This window comes from Pseudomonas sp. R151218B TE3479, assembly GCF_053629195.1.
On the sequence record NZ_JBRJHV010000001.1, the window covers coordinates 1,980,969 to 2,002,131 of the forward strand.

Annotated in this window: 19 protein-coding genes; 11 read left to right on the forward strand and 8 right to left on the reverse strand. The window is 61.7% G+C overall.

Features of this window, described 5'->3' with window-relative positions; all coding sequences use genetic code 11:
- Positions 1 to 298: 298 nt before the first annotated feature.
- Positions 299 to 691: a DUF6124 family protein gene (locus tag AB7M32_RS08720; RefSeq protein WP_454249670.1), complete on the forward strand. Its 393-nt coding sequence runs from the start codon at positions 299 to 301 to the stop codon at positions 689 to 691.
- A gap of 183 nt (positions 692 to 874) precedes the next feature.
- On the opposite strand, the gene AB7M32_RS08725 is transcribed toward AB7M32_RS08720, so the two are convergent.
- Positions 875 to 1,591 carry an SIMPL domain-containing protein gene (locus AB7M32_RS08725; RefSeq protein ID WP_454249671.1) on the reverse strand — a complete coding sequence of 239 codons (717 nt, stop codon included), beginning with the start codon at positions 1,589 to 1,591 and terminating at the stop codon, positions 875 to 877.
- A 269-nt stretch (positions 1,592 to 1,860) separates the two neighbouring features.
- Between AB7M32_RS08725 and AB7M32_RS08730 the strand changes: the two genes are divergently transcribed.
- From AB7M32_RS08730 to AB7M32_RS08745, 4 genes are all read left to right on the forward strand, one after another.
- Positions 1,861 to 3,120 (forward strand): ATP-binding protein, encoded by a 1,260-nt coding sequence (locus AB7M32_RS08730; RefSeq protein ID WP_072410828.1) that lies wholly within the window; start codon positions 1,861 to 1,863, stop codon positions 3,118 to 3,120.
- Positions 3,117 to 3,677: a response regulator transcription factor gene (locus tag AB7M32_RS08735; RefSeq protein ID WP_003177957.1), complete on the forward strand. Its 561-nt coding sequence runs from the start codon at positions 3,117 to 3,119 to the stop codon at positions 3,675 to 3,677. Before AB7M32_RS08730 ends, AB7M32_RS08735 begins: the two co-directional genes overlap by 4 nt.
- 251 nt (positions 3,678 to 3,928) lie before the next feature.
- Positions 3,929 to 5,656 (forward strand): ABC transporter ATP-binding protein/permease, encoded by a 1,728-nt coding sequence (locus tag AB7M32_RS08740; protein WP_072410830.1) that lies wholly within the window; start codon positions 3,929 to 3,931, stop codon positions 5,654 to 5,656.
- A gap of 278 nt (positions 5,657 to 5,934) precedes the next feature.
- Positions 5,935 to 6,681, forward strand: coding sequence for a FadR/GntR family transcriptional regulator (locus AB7M32_RS08745; RefSeq protein WP_092171484.1), 747 nt, complete (start codon positions 5,935 to 5,937; stop codon positions 6,679 to 6,681).
- A 213-nt stretch (positions 6,682 to 6,894) separates the two neighbouring features.
- Here the strand turns inward: AB7M32_RS08745 and AB7M32_RS08750 are convergent, their stop codons facing one another.
- Positions 6,895 to 7,251 (reverse strand): hypothetical protein, encoded by a 357-nt coding sequence (locus tag AB7M32_RS08750; protein ID WP_092171489.1) that lies wholly within the window; start codon positions 7,249 to 7,251, stop codon positions 6,895 to 6,897.
- Positions 7,252 to 7,619: 368 nt separating this feature from the next.
- Here AB7M32_RS08750 and kdgD point away from each other — a divergent pair, with 368 nt between their 5' ends.
- The 5 genes from kdgD (at position 7,620) to AB7M32_RS08775 (ending at position 14,419) form a co-directional block, all read left to right on the forward strand.
- Entirely contained in the window at positions 7,620 to 8,531 is a 912-nt protein-coding gene (gene kdgD, locus AB7M32_RS08755) for a 5-dehydro-4-deoxyglucarate dehydratase (protein ID WP_014336610.1), read from the forward strand.
- A 129-nt stretch (positions 8,532 to 8,660) separates the two neighbouring features.
- Positions 8,661 to 10,106, forward strand: coding sequence for an aldehyde dehydrogenase family protein (locus tag AB7M32_RS08760; RefSeq protein ID WP_454249672.1), 1,446 nt, complete (start codon positions 8,661 to 8,663; stop codon positions 10,104 to 10,106).
- Between the two features lie 181 nt (positions 10,107 to 10,287).
- On the forward strand, positions 10,288 to 11,652 hold the full coding sequence (locus tag AB7M32_RS08765) for an MFS transporter (protein WP_454249673.1): 1,365 nt from the start codon (positions 10,288 to 10,290) through the stop codon (positions 11,650 to 11,652).
- A 13-nt stretch (positions 11,653 to 11,665) separates the two neighbouring features.
- A complete protein-coding gene (gene garD / locus AB7M32_RS08770) occupies positions 11,666 to 13,219 on the forward strand; it encodes a galactarate dehydratase (protein WP_454249674.1) in 1,554 nt (517 codons plus the stop codon).
- A 258-nt stretch (positions 13,220 to 13,477) separates the two neighbouring features.
- Positions 13,478 to 14,419 carry an AEC family transporter gene (locus AB7M32_RS08775; RefSeq protein WP_454249675.1) on the forward strand — a complete coding sequence of 314 codons (942 nt, stop codon included), beginning with the start codon at positions 13,478 to 13,480 and terminating at the stop codon, positions 14,417 to 14,419.
- Between the two features lie 127 nt (positions 14,420 to 14,546).
- On the opposite strand, the gene AB7M32_RS08780 is transcribed toward AB7M32_RS08775, so the two are convergent.
- The 6 genes from AB7M32_RS08780 to gatC all read right to left on the reverse strand — a co-directional run bounded on the left by AB7M32_RS08780 (position 14,547) and on the right by gatC (position 19,808).
- Complete coding sequence (locus AB7M32_RS08780; RefSeq protein WP_454249676.1) at positions 14,547 to 14,927, reverse strand: carboxymuconolactone decarboxylase family protein; 381 nt, start codon at positions 14,925 to 14,927, stop codon at positions 14,547 to 14,549.
- The gene (locus AB7M32_RS08785) at positions 14,924 to 15,985 is read right to left on the reverse strand and encodes a calcium/sodium antiporter (RefSeq protein WP_454252115.1); all 1,062 of its coding nucleotides are present in this window, start codon (positions 15,983 to 15,985) and stop codon (positions 14,924 to 14,926) included. Before AB7M32_RS08785 ends, AB7M32_RS08780 begins: the two co-directional genes overlap by 4 nt.
- A gap of 49 nt (positions 15,986 to 16,034) precedes the next feature.
- Positions 16,035 to 16,412, reverse strand: coding sequence for a septal ring lytic transglycosylase RlpA family protein (locus AB7M32_RS08790; protein WP_454249677.1), 378 nt, complete (start codon positions 16,410 to 16,412; stop codon positions 16,035 to 16,037).
- 184 nt (positions 16,413 to 16,596) lie between these two features.
- Entirely contained in the window at positions 16,597 to 18,042 is a 1,446-nt protein-coding gene (gene gatB / locus AB7M32_RS08795) for an Asp-tRNA(Asn)/Glu-tRNA(Gln) amidotransferase subunit GatB (protein ID WP_092204993.1), read from the reverse strand.
- A 10-nt stretch (positions 18,043 to 18,052) separates the two neighbouring features.
- Positions 18,053 to 19,504 (reverse strand): Asp-tRNA(Asn)/Glu-tRNA(Gln) amidotransferase subunit GatA, encoded by a 1,452-nt coding sequence (gene gatA / locus AB7M32_RS08800; protein WP_454249678.1) that lies wholly within the window; start codon positions 19,502 to 19,504, stop codon positions 18,053 to 18,055.
- A gap of 16 nt (positions 19,505 to 19,520) precedes the next feature.
- Complete coding sequence (gene gatC, locus AB7M32_RS08805; RefSeq protein WP_020297123.1) at positions 19,521 to 19,808, reverse strand: Asp-tRNA(Asn)/Glu-tRNA(Gln) amidotransferase subunit GatC; 288 nt, start codon at positions 19,806 to 19,808, stop codon at positions 19,521 to 19,523.
- A gap of 214 nt (positions 19,809 to 20,022) precedes the next feature.
- Here gatC and mreB point away from each other — a divergent pair, with 214 nt between their 5' ends.
- Positions 20,023 to 21,060: a rod shape-determining protein MreB gene (mreB, locus tag AB7M32_RS08810; protein WP_002555108.1), complete on the forward strand. Its 1,038-nt coding sequence runs from the start codon at positions 20,023 to 20,025 to the stop codon at positions 21,058 to 21,060.
- The last annotated feature ends 103 nt before the right edge of the window (positions 21,061 to 21,163 follow it).

Sequence of the window (21,163 nt, forward strand, 5' to 3'; positions counted from 1 at the left end):
AAAGATCCGACAAGCTTTTAAGGTTGTCCCTCGGAAGTGGGTTCTCTAACCTTTGAACGTCGCTGCCTAATCAGCGACCGGGTGTGGAAACCTGAACCTTTTAGTAGTGGCATGGCTGAACATCGTGTTGCCGACGTCTCGTTTCGTCTGCAAACTGCGTCTTGGCGGCTGTGCGTGGGCAGACTTCGGTCTGGCCGGGTCCTGCTAACCGGTATTTCCACCCCGCGTACCGCTGCCACCTTATTGTCGCGTGGAAACGACACAGGGATGGCTCCAATTTTAAGCAGGAGAATTAGATATGGATAAGTCAGTCCCCGACCCACCGTTCAACAAAACCAATCCCCTTTCCGGCTTCGACGCCATCGAAGACCTCCTAAAAGACCGCGCCGCCGCCGAGCGCGCCCTCGATCATTACCTGAATCCAAAAAAACCAGAGCCAAGCACCGATCAGCGCATCGATAGCCTGTTTTCAGTCACCGCCAAAGCCGACCCCGATACGCTGCTCACCAGCACTTCCGAAACCCTGGCCTCGATAAAAGCCATGGCCGAAGACCTAGCTTTTGAAGTGGAGGGCACGCGTCGGAGCGTGGCGTTGGGGATTCATCAGTTGGTGGAGTTGTGCCAGTTACTGGTGGACAAGGCGTTGGATCAGATCGAAGCGCCGGCCAGTTCGGCCTGCCCGCCCACTTAACGTCGGGCACCGGCCTGTGGCGAGGGGATTTATCCCCGCTGGGCTGCGAAGCAGACCTAAACCTGACCTCGGTGCGTCAGGTTGATTGAGTCGCTGCTTTTGGGGTTGCTGCGCAACCCAGCGGGGATAAATCCCTTCGCCACAAGGGTGCTTCACTGGGCTGATGTCTCTGTCAGGCCACCATCACTGCAACAACACCTCAACCACCCCATCCGCCGTCATCGTCACCTTGCTGGTGCCCGCTTCCACGTCAGGCGTCACGGACTCCGCATCCATGGACGCGCCTTTCATCATCATTTGCGGGCGCATGTACGGTTGTGGGTAGCCGTTGGTGTTGAAGTTCAGGTTGACGATCTTGTAGCCCTTGCCGCCCAGGGCTTCGGTGGCCAGTTGAGCGCGGGCCTTGAAGGCGTTGACCGCATCCTTGAGCAAGGCATCTTCGCTGCCCTGGCGGGTGGCGGTGGCGATGGTGAAGTCCATGCCGCCCATCTTCATGTCGCCCAGCAGCTCGCCGGTGAGTTTGGACAGGGCGGCGAAGTCGGCGCTTTCCAGGCGCAGTTCGGCGCGTTCACGCCAGCCGGTGATTTTCTGGCCCTTGTTGTCGTAGATCGGGTAGCTGTTGCGGCTGCCCTGGCGCAGGGTGATGTCCTTGACCTCTTTGGCCTGGCCGATGGCTTTGTTCACCGTGGTGCTGACAGTGGCGGCGAGTTTGGCCGGGTCGGTGTTCTGTTCTTCGGTGTAGAGGGTGACGATCATCAGGTCGCGGGCCACTTCCTGGCTGACTTCGGCGCGCAGGGAAATCTGGTTGTAATGAAGCTCATCGGCGGCCAGGGCCGGCAGGCTGGCGGCGGTGCCGAGACTTAGGGCGAGCAGGGCGGCGGGACGACTGAACGTGTGCATGAAAGCTCCTTGGGATGAGGCGCAGGGGTGATGTCCGGGCCTGCGTGAAGGATAAGACTCTAGCTTTTCTGGGTGGGTTCGCACAGTTACAACTTCTATACAGAGTCCTGAAGCCAATGAAGAGCCCCGTGGCGAGGGAGCAAGCTCCCTCGCCACAAGGGGTATATGCAGCATTGAGAGCTGTGGCGCTTTGCCGCATATCTGCCGCTGCAACCCCCGCCTTGGTTATACTCCGTGCGATCCGCCTGGAGCGCTCATCAGGAGAGCTCATGCTCGCCCCTTTGCAAATGACTTCCGCTTCCCGCCAGAACCTCTGGCGCCTGACATTCATCCGTATTCTGGTCCTGGCGGCCCAGGCCGGCTCCGTGGGGCTCGCTTATTGGTTCGACTTGCTGCCGCTACCCTGGCTGCAGTTGGCGATCACCCTGGTCTGTTCCAGCGTGCTCTGCGCGCTGACGGCGATTCGCCTGCGTGCCTCGTGGCCGGTGACCGAGCTGGAATATGCCGTGCAACTGGCGTGTGACCTGTTTATCCACAGCGCGCTGCTGTATTTCTCCGGCGGCTCCACCAACCCCTTCGTCTCTTATTACCTGGTGCCGCTGACCATCGCCGCCGTGACGTTGCCGTGGCGGTTTTCGCTGATCCTTTCCGGCATCGCCCTGGCGCTGTACACCTTGTTGCTGGTGCGGTTCTACCCGCTGGAAACCTTCCCCATCGCCCGGGAAAACCTGCAGATCTATGGGATGTGGCTGAGTTTCGCCCTGGCGGCGGCGGTCATCACGTTTTTTGCCGCGCGCATGGCCGAGGAGCTGCGCCGCCAGGAAGAGCTGCGGGCCATCCGTCGTGAAGAGGGCCTGCGGGACGAGCAATTGCTGGCCGTGGCGACCCAGGCAGCCGGTGCCGCCCATGAACTGGGCACACCGCTGGCGACCATGAGTGTGCTGCTCAAGGAGATGCGCCAGGACCATCACGACCCGGCACTGCAGGACGATCTCAGCGTGCTTCAGGACCAGGTCAAGCTCTGCAAGGAAACCCTGCAATACCTGGTGCGTGCCGCCGAGGCCAATCGGCGGCTGGACATCGACATGCAGGCGGTCACCTTCTGGCTCGACGATGCCCTGAACCGCTGGCACTTGATGCGCCCGGAAGCCAGTTATCGCTTCCAGTGCCTGGGCAAGGGTGTGGTGCCGCGCATGGCACCGCCGCCAGACCTGACCCAGGCGCTGTTGAACCTGCTGAACAATGCCGCCGATGCCTGTCCCGATAACCTGGAAGTGGCGTTGGACTGGAACGCTTATGAGCTGACCATCTGCATTCGCGACCACGGCGCCGGTGTGCCGCTGGCGATTGCCGAGCAGATCGGCAAGCCGTTCTATACCACCAAGGGCAAAGGTTTCGGCCTGGGCCTGTTCTTGAGCAAAGCCAGCGTGACACGCGCCGGCGGCTCGGTGAAACTCTACCCCCATGAGGAAGGCGGCACGCTCACCGAGCTGCGCTTGCCCCATGCCGACCGAGGAGACGAAACATGAGTGACGAGATCCAAGTCGACGGCGAAGAACTGCCGCACCTGTTGCTGGTGGATGACGACGCCACGTTTACCCGCGTCATGGCCCGGGCCATGTCCCGCCGCGGTTTTCGCGTCAGCACTGCAGGCTCCGCCGAAGAGGGCCTGACCATCGCCCAGGCCGACCTGCCGGACTATGCCGCCCTGGACCTGAAAATGGACGGCGATTCGGGCCTGGTGCTGTTGCCCAAGTTGCTGGAGCTGGATCCGGAGATGCGTGTGGTGATCCTCACCGGTTATTCGAGCATCGCCACCGCGGTCGAGGCCATCAAGCGCGGTGCCTGCAACTACCTGTGCAAACCGGCGGATGCCGATGATGTTCTGGCGGCGCTGTTGTCCGAGCACGCCGACCTCGACACCCTGGTACCGGAAAACCCCATGTCGGTGGACCGCCTGCAATGGGAGCACATCCAGCGGGTGCTGACCGAGCACGAAGGCAATATCTCCGCCACGGCCCGTGCCCTGGGCATGCACCGGCGGACCTTGCAGCGCAAATTGCAGAAGCGTCCCGTGCGTCGCTGAACCTGCGCTGAACAGGTGTTGTCCACCCTCGCGACACATCGGGCCGTTGCTTTATGATCGGCCCCAGCGTCATGTATCACAAATACTGTTCCTTTTTGACGGCGTCTGTTGCCGTCATGCTGCGTTGCCGCTCCTCGCCATAGCGGGCTATGACTCGTCGCGGCGCCTTGCCTGACGACAACAGCCACTCGTCAAAAAGAAACGTATTTGCGAAACATGACACTAGTTCTTTTCTTTATCGAGCCTTAACCATGAATCAGAACGCTGAATATTCCGCGGTCAATGACGCGGTGCGCGGGCAGTTTTTCCGCCGTGTCTGGCAAATGACCACGCCGTACTGGCGCAGTGAGGAGAAGGGCAAGGCCTGGACGCTGTTGATCGCTGTCATCGCGCTGTCGCTGTTCAGCGTGGCGATCTCGGTGTGGATCAACAGTTGGTACAAGGATTTCTACAACGCCCTGCAGGAGAAGAACAGCGCGGCGTTCTGGCAGTTGATCCTGTATTTCTGCGGCATCGCGGCGGTGGCGATCCTCGGCGCCGTATACCGCTTGTACCTCACGCAGATGCTCACCATTCGTTGGCGGGCCTGGCTCACCGAGCAGCATTTCGCCCGCTGGCTGGGCAACAAGAATTACTACCGGCTGGAGCAGGGCGGCTATACCGACAACCCGGACCAGCGAATTTCTGAAGACCTCAACAGTTTCACCACCAATACCCTGGGCCTGGGGCTGGGATTGCTGCGCACCGTGGTCAGCCTGGTGTCGTTCTCGATCATCTTGTGGGGCGTGTCGGGCAGCATCGAAGTGTTCGGCTATACCATCCCGGGCTATATGTTCTGGTGTGCGTTGGTGTACGCGGCGGTGGGCAGTTGGCTGACGCACCTGATCGGCCGACGTCTGATCGGCCTGAACAACAACCAGCAACGCTTCGAAGCCGACCTGCGTTTCTCCATGGTCCGGGTGCGTGAAAACGCCGAGAGCATTGCGCTGTACAACGGCGAGCCCAACGAGAACCGCCGCCTGAGCGGGCGCTTCGGCCTGGTCTGGCATAACTTCTGGGACATCATGCGGGTGTCCAAGCGCCTGACGTTCTTCACCTCCGGCTACGGCCAGATCGCGATCATCTTCCCGTTCATCGTTGCCGCGCCGCGCTACTTCGCCGGCAAGATCCAGCTGGGCGAGCTCATGCAGATCAACTCGGCCTTCGGCAATGTGCAGGAAAACTTCAGCTGGTTCATCAGCGCCTACGCCGACCTTGCCGCGTGGCGCGCCACCTGTGATCGTCTGTTGAGCTTCCGCCAGGCCATGAGTGACAACGAAGACCGCGTGCCGGCCATCGATGTGCAGAATCAGGGGAGCGCGTTGGCGGTTCATAACCTCGGCTTGGATCTGGCCGACGGTCGTCATCTGCTCGACAACGCTGATATGAGTGTGGCGCCGGGCGAGCGGGTCATGCTCAGCGGTCGTTCCGGCAGTGGCAAATCGACCCTGTTTCGCGCAATGGGGCATTTGTGGCCTGCGGGGCACGGAACGATCCGGCTTCCGGCGGCGCGTTACCTGTTCCTGCCGCAAAAGCCCTATCTGCCCATTGGCAGCCTGCGGGAAGTGTTGAGTTATCCACAGGCTGGCGACGTTTATCCCAACGAACGTTATGCACAGGTGCTGGAAACCTGCCGCCTGCCGCACCTGATCCCGCGGCTGGATGAAAGCAACCACTGGCAGCGCATGCTCTCGCCCGGCGAGCAACAACGCCTGGCCTTTGCCCGCGCATTGCTTTATGCACCGCAATGGTTGTACATGGACGAAGCTACGTCGGCGATGGACGAAGAAGACGAGGCGACGCTGTACCAGGCGCTGATCGACCAGTTGCCGGGCTTGAGCATCGTCAGCGTCGGGCACCGAAGCAGTTTGAAACGTTTCCATCCGCGACATGTGCGTATTGAAAATGGCCAACTGGTGGAGCGCACCGTGACCGCTTAAACACCGCAAAACCTGTGGGAGCGAGCTTGCTCGCGATAGCGATGTATCAGTTGATATTGAAGCGGCTGACCCACCGCCATCGCGAGCAAGCTCGCTCCCACAAGGGTTTGTGGTGAATCGGATGTTCATGTCTATAACCGATCCAATGTGGGAGCGAGCTTGCTCGCGATGAAGGCGACTCGGTGTCAGTACCCGACACGCCACTGCACCCACGGTGATCGTACAACCACGTTGCGCTATGATGTTGTCATTCAGCCGCTTGCCGAGACACAGACACAATGGAAAACCCGATCGACGTACCCCGCCTTCCCCGCAAGCGCCGCAGCCTGGCGCAGGAGCTGGTGACGGTGCTGACCGAGCAGATTCGCGACGGCCTGCTCAAGCGCGGCGATAAATTGCCCACCGAGTCGGCGATCATGGAAGCCCATGGCGTCAGCCGCACCGTGGTGCGCGAGGCGATTTCCCGGTTGCAGGCCGCCGGCCAGGTGGAAACCCGCCATGGCATCGGCACCTTCGTGCTGGACACGCCCAGCCCGAGCGGTTTTCGCATCGACCCGGCCACCGTGGTCACCTTGCGGGACGTGCTGGCGATCCTGGAGTTGCGCATCAGCCTGGAAGTGGAGTCCGCCGGGCTCGCGGCGCAGCGCCGCAGCGAAGAGCAACTGGCGACGATGCGCGCCGCCCTCGACGCCTTGAAGGAAAGCGCCGCCCATGCCAGCGACGCGGTGGCCTCGGACTTCGCCTTCCACCTGGAAATCGCCCTGTCCACCGGCAACCGCTACTTCACCGACATCATGACCCACCTGGGCACCAGCATCATCCCGCGTACCCGGCTGAACTCGGCGCGCCTGGCCCACGACGACCACCAGCACTACATGGATCGCCTGAGCCGCGAGCACGAGGAAATCTACGAAGCCATCGCCCGCCAGGACTCCGACGCGGCCCGTGCGGCCATGCGCTTGCACCTGACCAATAGCCGCGAGCGGCTACGCCAGGCTCATGAAGAGGCGCAGGCGCAAGGCTGAAGTCGCTCCCTGTTCGGGGGGATGCTGTTGTGGCGAGGGAGCTTGCTCCCGCTGGGCTGCGAAGCAGTCCCTTGTATCTGGCATCGGAAATGAGGGGGCCGCTTCGCGCCCCAGCGGGAGCAAGCTCCCTCGCCACATAAAACATCCCTCGCCGAAGAGAAAGGTGTTCGGTTTTCGATCTGTTTGCCTGTCTGACAAATCGCAGCGCCAGCCCTACGCGCTGATCCGCAACATTTGCGGCTCGGATGTATCGGGATCCCAGCTCTCGTAGCTAACCTCATAACGAAGCTCAACCAATTGGCCGACGTAAGCTGCCAAGTCGGTATTGGTTAGCGTCATTGTCACATCCTTGCGTGGCGTACCTTCCTCGCCGTCGGTCAGAGGTGTAAACGCGCCTACCGGAGTGGGAGGCGTCGAGCCGACGCCCAGAGTCAGTCGGGCGTTCGAGTACGGGTCGAAAGCTGCATCCGGAATTTTCACGGTTAACGTCTTTGTCTTTGCCAAGCTGATCGTGACTTCCCCGGTGGCTGGAAAATCCTTGAGCATCGGTTTCGCATACGTCTTCGCCATGATGTCACTCCTTGTGAGGCGGCCTTGATCGTTGCGTACGGGCGACTCACTTTAAAGATTTCAGAAAAGGACCATAGCCGGGCGTCGCACGGCCACACTGCCGTTATGCCTCCTTCCCGCAATCTCGCCTACTGACAGAGTTGACAGTCTCGATGAGCGGTCCGGGGGACTCGCTCCCAAGTTTCATTGGCTCTCAATTTCGCCGGATGGCCCGATTTACAAGGCTTCGCGACCAACCTCCATGCCCTCACACCTGACAAAGGACGAAATACAGTTGACGTCTACATTTTAAGTTGTACGATGACCTACAACTTCTGGCCGAAGCTTAACCATCTCATACACATTTTGCGTCCCAGGGTGTTCGAATAATGAATCCACAAGAACTGAAGTCCATCCTCTCGTCTGGCCTGCTGTCGTTCCCGGTCACCGATTTCACTGCCCAAGGCGATTTCAATCGCGACAGCTACATCAAGCGCCTCGAGTGGCTGGCCCCGTATGGCGCCTCTGCATTGTTCGCAGCGGGCGGCACCGGTGAATTCTTCTCCCTGGCCGCTAGCGAGTATTCGCAGGTTATCAAGACCGCCGTCGATACCTGCGCCACCAGCGTGCCAATCCTTGCCGGTGTTGGCGGTGCCACCCGCCAGGCCATCGAATACGCTCAAGAAGCCGAGCGCCTGGGCGCCAAGGGCTTGTTGCTGCTGCCGCACTACCTGACCGAAGCCAGCCAGGACGGCGTTGCCGCCCACGTTGAAGCCGTGTGCAAATCGGTAAAAATCGGCGTGGTGGTGTACAACCGCAACGTCTGCCGCCTGAACGCCACTCAGCTGGAACAACTGGCCGAGCGCTGCCCGAACCTGATCGGTTACAAGGATGGCCTGGGCGATATCGAACTGATGGTGTCGATCCGTCGTCGCCTCGGCGATCGTTTCAGCTACCTGGGCGGCCTGCCGACCGCTGAAGTCTACGCCGCGGCCTACAAGGCCCTGGGCGTGCCGGTCTACTCCTCGGCGGTGTTCAACTTCATCCCGAAAACCGCGATGGACTTCTACCACGCCATTGCCCGCGACGATCACGAGACCGTCGGCAAAATCATCGACGACTTCTTCCTGCCTTACCTGGACATCCGTAACCGCAAGGCCGGTTACGCGGTGAGCATCGTCAAGGCCGGCGCGAAGATCGTTGGCTATGACGCGGGCCCTGTGCGCACGCCGTTGACCGACTTGCTGCCAGAAGAATACGAAGCCCTGGCCGCGCTGATCGACAAGCAAGGCAAGCAGTAACAAACCCGATAAGGCCGCTGAGTAATCAGCGGCTTTTTGCGTAAGGTTTGTTCGTTCCCGCGCTCCACGTGGGAATGCCACCAGGGATGCTTTGCGTCCCTAGACAGCTTTTGTAGAAGGAGTAGCTCCGTGGCAGATTCAAAGCGTTTCGATAACTACATCAACGGTAAGTGGGTGGCCGGTGCCGACTATTGCACCAACATCAACCCGTCTGATCTGTCCGATGTCATCGGTGAATACGCCAAGGCTGACGCAGCGCAAGTCAATGCCGCCATCGAAGCCGCCCGCGCCGCTTTCCCGGCCTGGTCGACCTCGGGCATCCAGGCCCGTCACGATGCCCTGGACAAAGTCGGCAGCGAGATCCTCGCCCGCCGCGAAGAACTCGGCCAACTGCTGGCCCGGGAAGAGGGCAAGACCCTGCCTGAAGCCATCGGCGAAGTGACCCGCGCCGGCAACATCTTCAAATTCTTCGCCGGTGAATGCCTGCGCCTGTCGGGCGATTACGTGCCGTCAGTGCGCCCAGGCGTCAACGTCGAAGTCACCCGTGAAGCCCTCGGTGTGGTCGGCCTGATCACCCCGTGGAACTTCCCGATCGCCATCCCCGCGTGGAAGATCGCCCCGGCCCTGGCCTACGGCAACTGCGTGGTGATCAAGCCCGCCGAGCTGGTGCCGGGCTGCGCCTGGGCCCTGGCCGAGATCATTTCCCGCGCCGGTTTCCCGGCCGGTGCGTTCAACCTGGTGATGGGCAGCGGCCGCGTCGTCGGCGAAGTGTTGGTCAACAGCCCGAAAGTCGACGGCATCAGCTTCACCGGTTCCGTGGGTGTGGGCCGGCAGATCGCGGTCAACTGCGTGTCGCGCCAGGCCAAGGTGCAGTTGGAGATGGGCGGCAAGAACCCGCAGATCATCCTCGACGACGCCGACCTCAAGCAAGCCGTGGAACTGGCGGTGCAGAGCGCGTTCTACTCCACCGGTCAACGTTGCACGGCCTCCAGTCGCCTGATCGTCACCGCCGGCATCCACGATAAGTTCGTTGCGGCCATGGCCGAGCGCATGCAATCGATCAAGGTCGGTCATGCGTTGAAGGCCGGCACCGACATCGGCCCGGTCGTTTCCGAAGCCCAGCTCAACCAGGATTTGAAGTACATCGACATCGGCCAGAGCGAAGGCGCGCGGCTGGTGAGCGGTGGTGGTTTGGTGACATGCGACACCGAAGGTTACTTCCTGGCGCCGACCCTGTTCGCCGACAGCGAAGCGTCGATGCGCATCAGCCGCGAAGAGATCTTCGGCCCAGTGGCCAACGTCGTGCGCGTGGCCGACTACGAGGCAGCGCTGGCCATGGCCAACGACACCGAGTTCGGTCTGTCCGCCGGTATCGCCACCACATCGCTGAAGTACGCCAACCACTTCAAACGTCATTCCCAGGCGGGCATGGTGATGGTCAACCTGCCGACCGCTGGCGTGGATTACCACGTGCCGTTCGGCGGGCGCAAAGGCTCGTCCTATGGTTCGCGTGAGCAAGGTCGCTACGCGCAAGAGTTCTACACCGTGGTTAAAACTTCTTACATCGGCTCCTGAAACACCGCAGAACCCCTGTAGGAGCTGCCGAAGGCTGCGATCTTTTGACCTTGATTTGTGAGGTGTTCGCTCATGACTCAATTGTCTGGGGAAAGATCGCAGCCTCGTTGCACTCGGCAGCTCCTACAAGGGCATACACGACATTTACCCGCATAAAAATAAATAGTGGGAGTACATCTACATGCAAGCGACCAAGCCGACACACGTCCGCTATTTGATCCTGCTCATGCTGTTTCTGGTGACGACGATCAACTATGCCGACCGTGCCACCATCGCCATCGCAGGTTCCAGCCTGCAAAAAGACCTCGGCATCGATGCCGTCACCCTCGGTTATATCTTCTCCGCTTTCGGCTGGGCCTACGTGGCCGGGCAGATTCCTGGCGGCTGGCTGCTCGACCGTTTCGGGTCAAAGAAAATCTATGCCTTGAGCATCTTCACCTGGTCGTTGTTCACCGTGCTGCAAGGCTATGTGGGTGAATTCGGCATGTCCACGGCCGTGGTTGCGCTGTTCATGCTGCGCTTCTTGGTCGGGCTGGCCGAAGCGCCATCCTTCCCGGGCAACGCACGGATCGTCGCCGCCTGGTTCCCCACTGCGGAACGCGGCACCGCCTCGGCGATCTTCAACTCGGCGCAGTATTTCGCCACCGTGCTGTTCGCACCGCTGATGGGCTGGATCGTCTACCGCTTCGGCTGGCAGCACGTGTTCATCGTGATGGGCGTGATCGGCATCGTGTTCTCGCTGATCTGGCTGAAAGTGATCTACAGCCCGCGCCAGCACCCGATGATCAACGAAGCCGAGTTCAATCACATCGCCGCCAATGGCGCGATGGTCGATATGGACCAGGACAAAGGCAAGAATAAGAAAACCGACGGTCCAAAGTGGGATTACATCCGCCAACTGTTGACCAACCGCATGATGCTCGGTGTCTATCTGGGCCAGTACTGCATCAACGGCATCACGTACTTCTTCCTGACCTGGTTCCCGGTGTACCTGGTGCAGGAACGCGGCATGACCATCCTCAAGGCCGGTTTCATCGCGTCCTTGCCGGCGATCTGCGGTTTCATCGGCGGCGTGCTGGGCGGGGTGATTTCCGACTATCTGCTGCGCAAGGGCCACTCGCTGACCTTCGCTCGCAAAGCGCCGATCATCGCCGGCCTGCTGGTGTCCAGCAGCATTGTGGCGTGCAACTACGTCGACATCGAATGGATGGTGGTGGGCTTCATGGCCCTGGCCTTCTTCGGTAAAGGCGTTGGTGCGCTGGGCTGGGCCGTGGTGTCCGACACGTCGCCAAAACAGATCGCCGGCTTGAGCGGTGGCCTGTTCAACACCTTTGGCAACCTGGCATCGATCACCACGCCAATCGTCATCGGCTACATCATCAGCGCCACCGGTTCTTTCAAGTGGGCACTGGTGTTCGTCGGTTGCAACGCGCTGGTGGCGGTGTTCAGTTACCTGGTCATCGTAGGGCCGATCAAGCGTGTGGTCCTCAAGGAACCGACGGCCAAGGATGCCGGCATCTCCAGCCTGTCTGAAGCGAAATCCTGAAGGAGCGGCGTCAATGCAACTGATTGAACATGCCGATTCGCCCCGTTACATCCGCCTGCATGAGCGGGACAATGTGGTGATCGTCGTCAATGACCAGGGCTTACCGGCCGGGACCGAGTTCCCGGACGGCCTGGTTACCGTGGACTTTGTACCGCAGAGCCACAAGGTCACCCTGGAAGATATTCCCGAGGGCGGCGAGGTGATTCGCTACGGCCAGGTCATTGGCTACGCGCTGCAACCGATTCCTCGTGGCAGTTGGGTCAAGGAAGACCAGCTGCGCATGCCCACCGCGCCGCCGCTGGACAGCTTGCCGCTGTCCACCGACGTGCCGGTGGCCGATGCGCCGCTGGAGGGTTACACCTTCGAGGGGTATCGCAACGCTGACGGCACCGTCGGCACGCGCAACATCCTCGGTATCACCACCACGGTGCAGTGCGTGACCGGGGTGCTGGACCATGCGGTCAAGCGCATCAAGGACGAATTGCTGCCCAAGTACCCGAACGTCGATGACGTGGTGGCGCTGACCCACAGCTATGGCTGTGGCGTGGCGATCACCGCCACCGATGCGTACATCCCGATCCGTACCGTGCGCAACCTGGCACGCAACCCGAACCTGGGAGGCGAGGCATTGGTGATCAGCCTGGGCTGCGAGAAATTGCAGGCTGGGCAGGTGATGCATGAGGGCGACAGTTCGGTGGACCTCAGCGAGCCGTGGTTGTATCGCTTGCAGGATTCCAGTCACGGTTTCACCGAAATGATCGAGCAGATCATGGAATTGGCCGAGACCCGCCTGAAGAAACTCGACCTGCGCCGTCGCGAAACCGTGCCGGCCTCGGAGCTGATCCTGGGCATGCAGTGCGGCGGCAGCGATGCGTTTTCCGGCATCACCGCCAACCCGGCGCTGGGTTATGCCTCGGACCTGTTGCTGCGAGCGGGAGCGACGGTGATGTTTTCCGAAGTCACCGAAGTGCGCGATGCGATCTACCTGCTGACCTCCCGGGCGCAAACCCGGGAAGTTGCCCAGGAGCTGGTGCGGGAAATGGACTGGTACGACCGCTACCTGGCCAAGGGCGAGGCTGATCGCAGTGCCAACACCACGCCGGGCAACAAGAAGGGCGGGCTGTCGAACATCGTCGAAAAATCCCTGGGCTCGATCGTCAAGTCTGGCAGCAGCGCGATCAACGGCGTGCTCGGCCCGGGCGAGCGCTTCAAGCAAAAGGGCCTGATCTTCTGCGCCACACCGGCCAGCGATTTTGTCTGCGGCACGTTGCAACTGGCGGCGGGGATGAACCTGCACGTCTTCACCACTGGTCGTGGCACGCCGTACGGCTTGGCCATGGCCCCAGTGGTGAAGGTCTCGACCCGCACCGAACTGGCCCAGCGCTGGCCGGACCTGATCGACATCGATGCCGGCCGGATCGCCACCGGACGGGCGACCATCGAAGAGTTGGGCTGGGAGCTGTTCCACTACTACCTGGACGTGGCCAGCGGCAAGGAGCAGACCTGGGCTGAGCGGCACAAGCTGTACAACGACATCACGTTGTTCAACCCGGCGCCGATTACCTGATCTGTTGACCCCTGAAGAACCAATGTGGGAGCGAGCTTGCTCGCGATAGCGGCGGCACATTCGATACCAGTGCAAGCTGAAACACCGCTATCGCGAGCAAGCTCGCTCCCACAGGGGATTTGTGGTGAATGCAGGTTCTGTGTTCACCAAAAAAATAGGGACGCGAGCGTGCTCGCGATAGCACTTCACCAGACGCCAGTGTCGTGAGTGGCTTATCATTAGCCACCTAACGACACACCCTTCTCAAGGTCCCCCGGCATGCTGGCAATTTTCCTCGAAACCCTGAACGTCACCGCGCCGGTGTTCGCCATGCTGTTTCTGGGGGTGTTGCTCAAGCGCATCGACTGGATCAACGACAACTTCATCCACATCGCCTCGTCCCTGGTGTTCAACGTCACCATGCCGGCGCTGTTGTTCCTCGGCATCCTCCATGCCGACCTGCACGCGGCGTTGCAGCCTGACCTGCTGATCTACTTCTCTATCGCCACCCTGGTGAGCTTTGCGATGGCCTGGGGCTGGGCGATCTGGCGTTGCCCGCGGGAAGATCGCGGCATCTACACCCAAGGTGCGTTTCGCGGCAACAACGGGGTCATCGGTCTGGCGCTGGCGGCGAGCATGTATGGCGACTACGGGATTTCCCTGGGAGCGATTCTTGCGGCACTGGTGATCCTGTTCTACAACACCTTGTCGACCATCGTGCTGGCGGTCTACAGCCCGGTGATCAAGTCCGATCCGTGGAGCATCTGCAAAAGCGTGATCAGCAATCCGCTGATCATCAGCGTGATCGTCGCCGCGCCGTTCGCCTATTGGCAGATCGGCGTGCCGAACTGGTTCGAGACCTCGGCCAAGTACCTGTCGCAGATGACCTTGCCCCTGGCGCTGATTTGCATCGGCGGCACGCTATCGCTGGCGGCCCTGCGCAAGAGCGGCAAGATGGCCCTGAGTTCGAGCCTGGTGAAAATGGTCGGCCTGCCCCTGGTGGCCACCCTCGGTGCCTGGCTCTGGGGCTTTCGCGGGGCGGAACTGGGGATTCTGTTCCTGTACTTCGGCAGTCCCACCGCCGCCGCCAGCTTCGTCATGGCCCGGGCGGCCGATGGCAACCATGAACTGGCGGCGGCGATCATCGTGATCACCACCTTGATGGCGGCGATTACCACCAACCTGGGGATCTTTGTGTTGCAGTGGGGTGGGTGGATCTAGGCTTGGGCTTGCGGTGTTCTGGAGGGCCAATCGCGAGCAAGCTCGCTCCCACAGTGGTTTGCAGATGCATTCAAATTCCCCCATGCCCCCTGTGGGAGCGAGCTTGCTCGCGATAGCGATCTAACGGTCACTCCGGTTTTTGATAACTATCGATCACTTCCTGCGCCGCCCGAAACGCATCGATCGCCGCCGGTACGCCGGCATACACTGCGCAATGCAGCAACGCTTCGCGAATTTCTTCCACCGTGCAGCCGTTGTTCAGCGCGCCGCGCACATGGCCTTTGAGTTCCTGCGGGCACTTGAGGGCGGTGAGGGCGGCGAGGGTGATCAGGCTGCGGGTCTTCAGCGGTAGCCCCTTGCGCTGCCAGACACTGCCCCAGGCATGTTCGTTGACGAAGTCCTGCAACGGCTGGGTGAACTCGGTGGCGTTGCCCAGGGCGCGGTCAACGAATGCGTCGCCCATGACCTGGCGACGCATGTCCAGGCCGGTCTTTGGAGTGTCGGTCATGGCAAATCCCTCTTGTGGTGTTGGCGGCGCCAGGCGCGCACGGAGGTGAACAGCAAAAACGCGAGCAGGGCCGGCAGCACATAGAACAGCATCAGCCGTTCCAGTTGGCCGGCCAGGGGCATGCCGGTGGTGAACGACACCACGTGCAGCCCGTAGGCCAGGTACAAGCCCAGGAACAACAAGCCTTCGGCGCGGGTGACGCGATAACCGGAATAGAACACCGGCAGGCACAGCACCGCCACGCCGAGCATCACCGGCAGGTCGAAATCCAGGGCGTTCGGCGAGACCGACAGAGGCATGGGCGCGGAGAGGGCGGTGACCCCCAGCACGCCCAGCAGGTTGAACAGGTTGCTGCCGATCACGTTGCCCACCGCGATGTCCCGCTGGCCCCGCAAGGCGGCGATCAGCGACGTGGCGAGTTCCGGCAGCGAGGTGCTGATGGCGACGATGGTCAGGCCGATGATGCGTTCCGAGAGCCCGAGGTCCGTCGCCACTTCCACCGCCGCCCCCAGCAACAGGTGCCCGGCGAAAACCAGCATCGCCAGGCCCGACGCGATCATCAACACACTCTTGATCCAGGACAGCTGGGCCACGTCGCCCCCCATCGGGTGCGGTCGCCCCGAATGCCGTGACTGGCGCAGCAACAGCCCGAGGTACACCGCCAGGGCCAGCAGAAGCCAAACGCCGTCCAACCGGGTCAGTTCTTCATTCCAGGCCAGCACGAACACCAGCAGGCTGGCACCGATCATCAGCGGGATGTCCAGGCGCACCAGTTGGCGCGAGACGCGCAACGGAATGATCAACGCCGACAGCCCAAGGGTGACGAGGATGTTGAAGATGCCGCTGCCGATCACGCTGCCCACGGCGATGTCGGCGTTCTGTGCCAGGGTCGCCTGCAGGCTGACGGCCATTTGCGGCGCGCTGCTGCCGAAGGCGACGACGGTCAGGCCAATGATCAGCGGTCGTACCTGCAAGCGTGCCGCCAGGCCCACGGCGGCGCGCACCAGCAGTTCGGCGCCGCCGATCAGCAACAGCAGGGCGCCGAACAATTCGATCAGGCTGAGCAGCGGTAGGGCGGTGAGTAGGGAAATGGCCGGGCTCCGTCTATCAATCGTCGAGGGCTTGCACGCGCACCCGTGCGGTGCCGCTGCGCAACATGCCCAGTCGCTCGGCGGCTTCGCGGGACACGTCGATCAAACGGCCTCGGGAGTATGGGCCACGGTCGTTGATGCGCACCACCACGCTGTTATTGTTGCCCAGGTTGGTGATTTTCACCCGTGTGCCGAACGGCAACTGGCGATGGGCGGCGGTCAGGCCGCGCTGGTCGAAACGCTCGCCGCTGGCGGTGCGTTTGCCATGGTGCCTGGCACCGTAATAAGAGGCGACGCCGGTCTGGTCGTAGCCGTGTGGATCGACCGTCCCGCTCTGGCTGGCGCAACCGGCCAGCAGGGACAGCAGGGCGCAGGCGCCGAGGAGACGCTTCATGTAGGGGATTCCCACATCAATGTGGTTGTGGAATGCGTTGTGGCGAGGGAGCTTGCTCCCGCTGGGGCGCGAAGCGGCCCCCAACAATCTGCTGCCAGATACAGGGGGTTGCTGCGCAGCCCAGCGGGAGTAAGCCCGCTCCCACAGGGAATTGAGCCAGACAGCAAGGCTGGCTCCATGTCCATCAGCCCTCGAGCTTGCTTTTGAGCAATTCGTTGACCTGCTGCGGGTTGGCCTTGCCCTTGGAGGCTTTCATGGCCTGGCCGACGAAGAAGCCGAACATCTTGCCGCGCTTGGCTTCGTCTGCCGCACGGTATTGTTCGACCTGCTCGGCGTTGGCCGCGAGCATTTCATCGAGCACGGCGGAAATGGCGCCGGTGTCGGTGACCTGCTTCAAGCCGCGCTTCTCGATGATCTCGTCGGCGCTGCCCTCACCATTGGCCATGGCTTCGAACACCATCTTGGCGATCTTGCCGGAAATGGTGTTGTCCTTGATCCGCACCAGCATGCCGCCCAGTTGCTCGGCCGAGACCGGCGACTCATCGATTTCCAGGCCTTGCTTGTTCAACAGGCTGCCCAACTCGACCATCACCCAGTTGGCCGCCAGCTTGGCGTCGCCGCCGATGCTCACGACTTTTTCGAAGTAATCGGCCTGTTCACGGCTGGTGGCCAGGACGTTGGCGTCATAGCTCGACAGGCCGAACTGCGCCTGGAAGCGCTCACGTTTCTGCGGCGGCAGCTCCGGCAGGGTGGCGCGCACGTCATTGAGGAACGAGTCCTCGATGACCACCGGCAGCAGGTCCGGGTCGGGGAAGTAACGGTAGTCGTTGGCTTCTTCCTTGCTGCGCATCGGACGGGTCTCGTCCTTGTTCGGGTCATACAGGCGGGTTTGCTGGATAACCTTGCCGCCGTCCTCGATCAGTTCGATCTGGCGCTGGATCTCGCTGTTGATCGCCTTCTCGATGAAGCGGAACGAGTTGACGTTCTTGATTTCGCAGCGGGTGCCGAACTCGACCTGGCCCTTGGGCCGGATCGACACGTTGCAGTCGCAGCGCAGCGAGCCTTCGGCCATGTTGCCGTCGCAGATGCCCAGGTAGCGCACCAGTGCGTGGATCGCCTTGACGTAGGCCACGGCTTCCTTGGCGCTGCGCATGTCTGGCTCGGAGACGATCTCCAGCAGCGGCGTGCCGGCACGGTTCAGGTCGATGCCGGTGGCGCCGTTGAATTCTTCGTGCAGGCTCTTGCCGGCGTCCTCTTCCAGGTGCGCCCGGGTGATGCCGACACGCTTGACCGTGCCGTCTTCCAGGGCGATGTCCAGGTGGCCCTTGCCGACGATCGGCAGTTCCATCTGGCTGATCTGGTAGCCCTTGGGCAGGTCCGGGTAGAAGTAGTTCTTGCGGGCGAACACGTTGTGCTGGCCGATCTCGGCGTCAATCGCCAGGCCGAACATCACTGCCATGCGCACGGCTTCGGCGTTGAGCACTGGCAGCACGCCGGGCATGCCCAGGTCGACCAGGCTGGCCTGGGTGTTGGGCTCGGAGCCGAATGTGGTGGAGCTACCGGAAAAGATTTTCGACCGGGTGGTGAGCTGGGTATGAATCTCCAGCCCGATCACGACTTCCCATTGCATGTGTTTCTCCTCAGAAGCCGGTTGGGGTGCGGGTGTGCCAGTCAGTGTTCAACTGATACTGGTGAGCCACGTTGAGCAGGCGGCCTTCCTGGAAATACGGCGCGAGCAGTTGCACGCCCACCGGCAGGCCATCGACGAAGCCGGCCGGCATGGACAGGCCCGGCAAGCCGGCGAGGTTGGCGGTGATGGTGTAGACGTCTTCCAGGTACTCGGCGACCGGGTCGCTGTTCTTGGCGCCGAGCTTCCAGGCCGGGTTCGGCGTGGTCGGGCCGAGGATGATGTCGACCTCGTTGAAGGCGGCCATGAAATCGTTCTTCACCAGGCGGCGGATTTTCTGCGCCTTGAGGTAGTAGGCATCGTAGTAGCCGGCGGACAGCGCATAGGCGCCGACCATGATCCGGCGCTGCACTTCGGCACCGAAGCCTTCGCCACGGGAGCGCTTGTACAGGTCGATCAGGTTTTCCGGGTTCTCGCAGCGATAGCCGAAGCGCACACCGTCGAAGCGCGACAGGTTCGAGGACGCTTCCGCCGGGGCGATCACGTAGTACGCCGGAATCGCGTGCTGCATGTTCGGCAGGCTGATTTCCTTGATGACCGCGCCGAGCTTCTCCAGCTCTTTGACACTGTTGTGGACCAGCTCGGCGATGCGCGGGTCGAGGCCGGCGCTGAAGTATTCCTTCGGCACGCCGATGCGCAGTCCTTGCAGCGAGCCGTTGAGGCTGGCGCTGTAGTCCGGCACGGGCTCATCGATGCTGGTGGAGTCGTTCGGGTCGAAGCCGGCCATGCCTTGCAGCAGGATCGCGCAGTCTTCGGCGGTGCGCGCGAGCGGGCCGCCCTGGTCGAGGCTGGAGGCGTAGGCGATCATGCCCCAGCGCGAGACGCGACCGTAGGTCGGCTTGAGGCCGGTGAGGTTGGTGAACGCCGCTGGCTGGCGGATCGAGCCGCCGGTGTCGGTGGCGGTGGCGGCCGGCAACAGGCGCGCGGCCACGGCGGCGGCGGAACCGCCGGACGAGCCGCCGGGTACGTGTTCCAGGTGCCACGGGTTCTTCACCGCGCCGTAGTAGCTCGACTCGTTGGCCGAGCCCATGGCGAATTCGTCCATGTTGGTCTTGCCCAGGGTCACGGTGCCGGCGGCGGCCAGCTTGGCGACCACGGTGGCATCGTACGGGGCCTTGAAGTTGTCGAGCATCTTCGAGCCGCAACTGGTGCGGATGCCCTGGGTGCAGAACAAGTCCTTGTGGGCAATCGGCGCACCGAGCAGGGCGCCGGTTTCACCGTTGGCGCGGCGGGCGTCGGCGGCCTTGGCCTGGCTCAGGGCCAGTTCCTGGGTGAGGCTGATGAAGCTGTTGAGCTGCGGGTCGAGCTGGGCGATGCGCGCCAGCAGGACCTGGGTCAGCTCTTCGGAGGAAAACTTTTTATCGGCGAGTCCGCGGGCGATCTCGGCCAGGGTCATGTGATGCATGAGAGGCTCTTTCCCTTTAGTCGATGACTTTCGGAACCAGGTACAGGCCGTTTTCGACCGCTGGTGCGATGGACTGGTAGGCCTCGCGGTGATTGGACTCGGTCACGACGTCGGCGCGCAGGCGCTGGCTGGCTTCCAGTGGGTGGGCCAGCGGTTCGATACCGTCGGTGTCGACCGCCTGCATCTCGTCGACCAGCCCCAGAATGCTGTTCAGGGCAGAAGTAATGTGTGGAAGATCGGCTTCATTGAGGCCCAGACAGGCCAGATGAGCGATTTTTTCCACGTCGGAGCGTTCAAGCGCCATGGGATTCTCCAGTGGAAAACAAAACGGACGCAGTCTGTCCGTGTGTTAGATTGTCGGAACACTACCGCATTTCTACGGTCTTACGGCCGCGATTGTGGGGTTTGGTGCACAGAAAAGCGGCCAATTTAACATATTGGCGCCTTGCCCAAAATCCCTGTCGTTGTTAGAGTTTGCCGCACTTTTTTACCCACGCGTTGCCTAGGGTCCCTTTCCCATGTTCAAGAAACTGCGTGGCATGTTTTCCAGCGATCTTTCCATCGACCTGGGCACTGCCAACACCCTTATTTACGTGCGCGAGCGCGGTATCGTCCTGAATGAACCCTCGGTCGTGGCCATCCGCACCCACGGTAACCAGAAGAGTGTCGTGGCTGTCGGTACGGAAGCCAAGCGCATGCTGGGCCGTACACCGGGCAACATCGCGGCCATTCGCCCAATGAAGGACGGCGTGATCGCCGACTTCAGCGTCTGCGAAAAGATGCTGCAGTACTTCATCAACAAGGTTCACGAAAACAGCTTTCTGCAGCCCAGCCCTCGTGTGCTGATCTGCGTTCCGTGCAAGTCCACCCAGGTAGAGCGTCGCGCTATCCGTGAGTCGGCCCTCGGTGCCGGTGCCCGTGAAGTGTTCCTGATCGAAGAACCCATGGCCGCTGCCATCGGTGCCGGCCTGCCGGTGGAAGAAGCCCGCGGCTCGATGGTCGTCGACATCGGTGGCGGTACCACCGAAATCGCGCTGATCTCCCTCAACGGTGTGGTCTACGCCGAATCCGTACGTGTGGGCGGCGACCGTTTCGACGAAGCGATCATCACTTATGTGCGTCGCAACTACGGTAGCCTGATCGGCGAATCCACCGCCGAGCGTATCAAGCAGGAAATCGGTACGGCCTACCCGGGCGGTGAAGTGCGAGAAGTCGACGTGCGCGGTCGCAACCTGGCTGAAGGCGTTCCACGGGCCTTTACCCTCAATTCCAACGAAGTGCTCGAAGCGCTGCAAGAGTCGCTGGCGACCATCGTCCAGGCCGTCAAGAGCGCCCTGGAACAGTCGCCGCCGGAGCTGGCGTCGGACATCGCCGAGCGTGGCCTGGTGCTGACCGGTGGTGGCGCGCTGTTGCGTGACCTCGACAAGTTGTTGGCCCAGGAAACCGGCCTGCCGGTGATCGTTGCCGAAGACCCGTTGACCTGCGTTGCCCGCGGCGGTGGCCGTGCATTGGAAATGATGGACAAGCACACCATGGACCTGCTCTCCAGCGAATAAGTCTGGCGCAGTGGTCTATGTTGTTCGCTCTCGGGCAGCACTTTGCAGTGCTGCCCGTTGGCGTTTATCTTCTGTCATTCGTATCCAGGCCGGTTTGATGCCG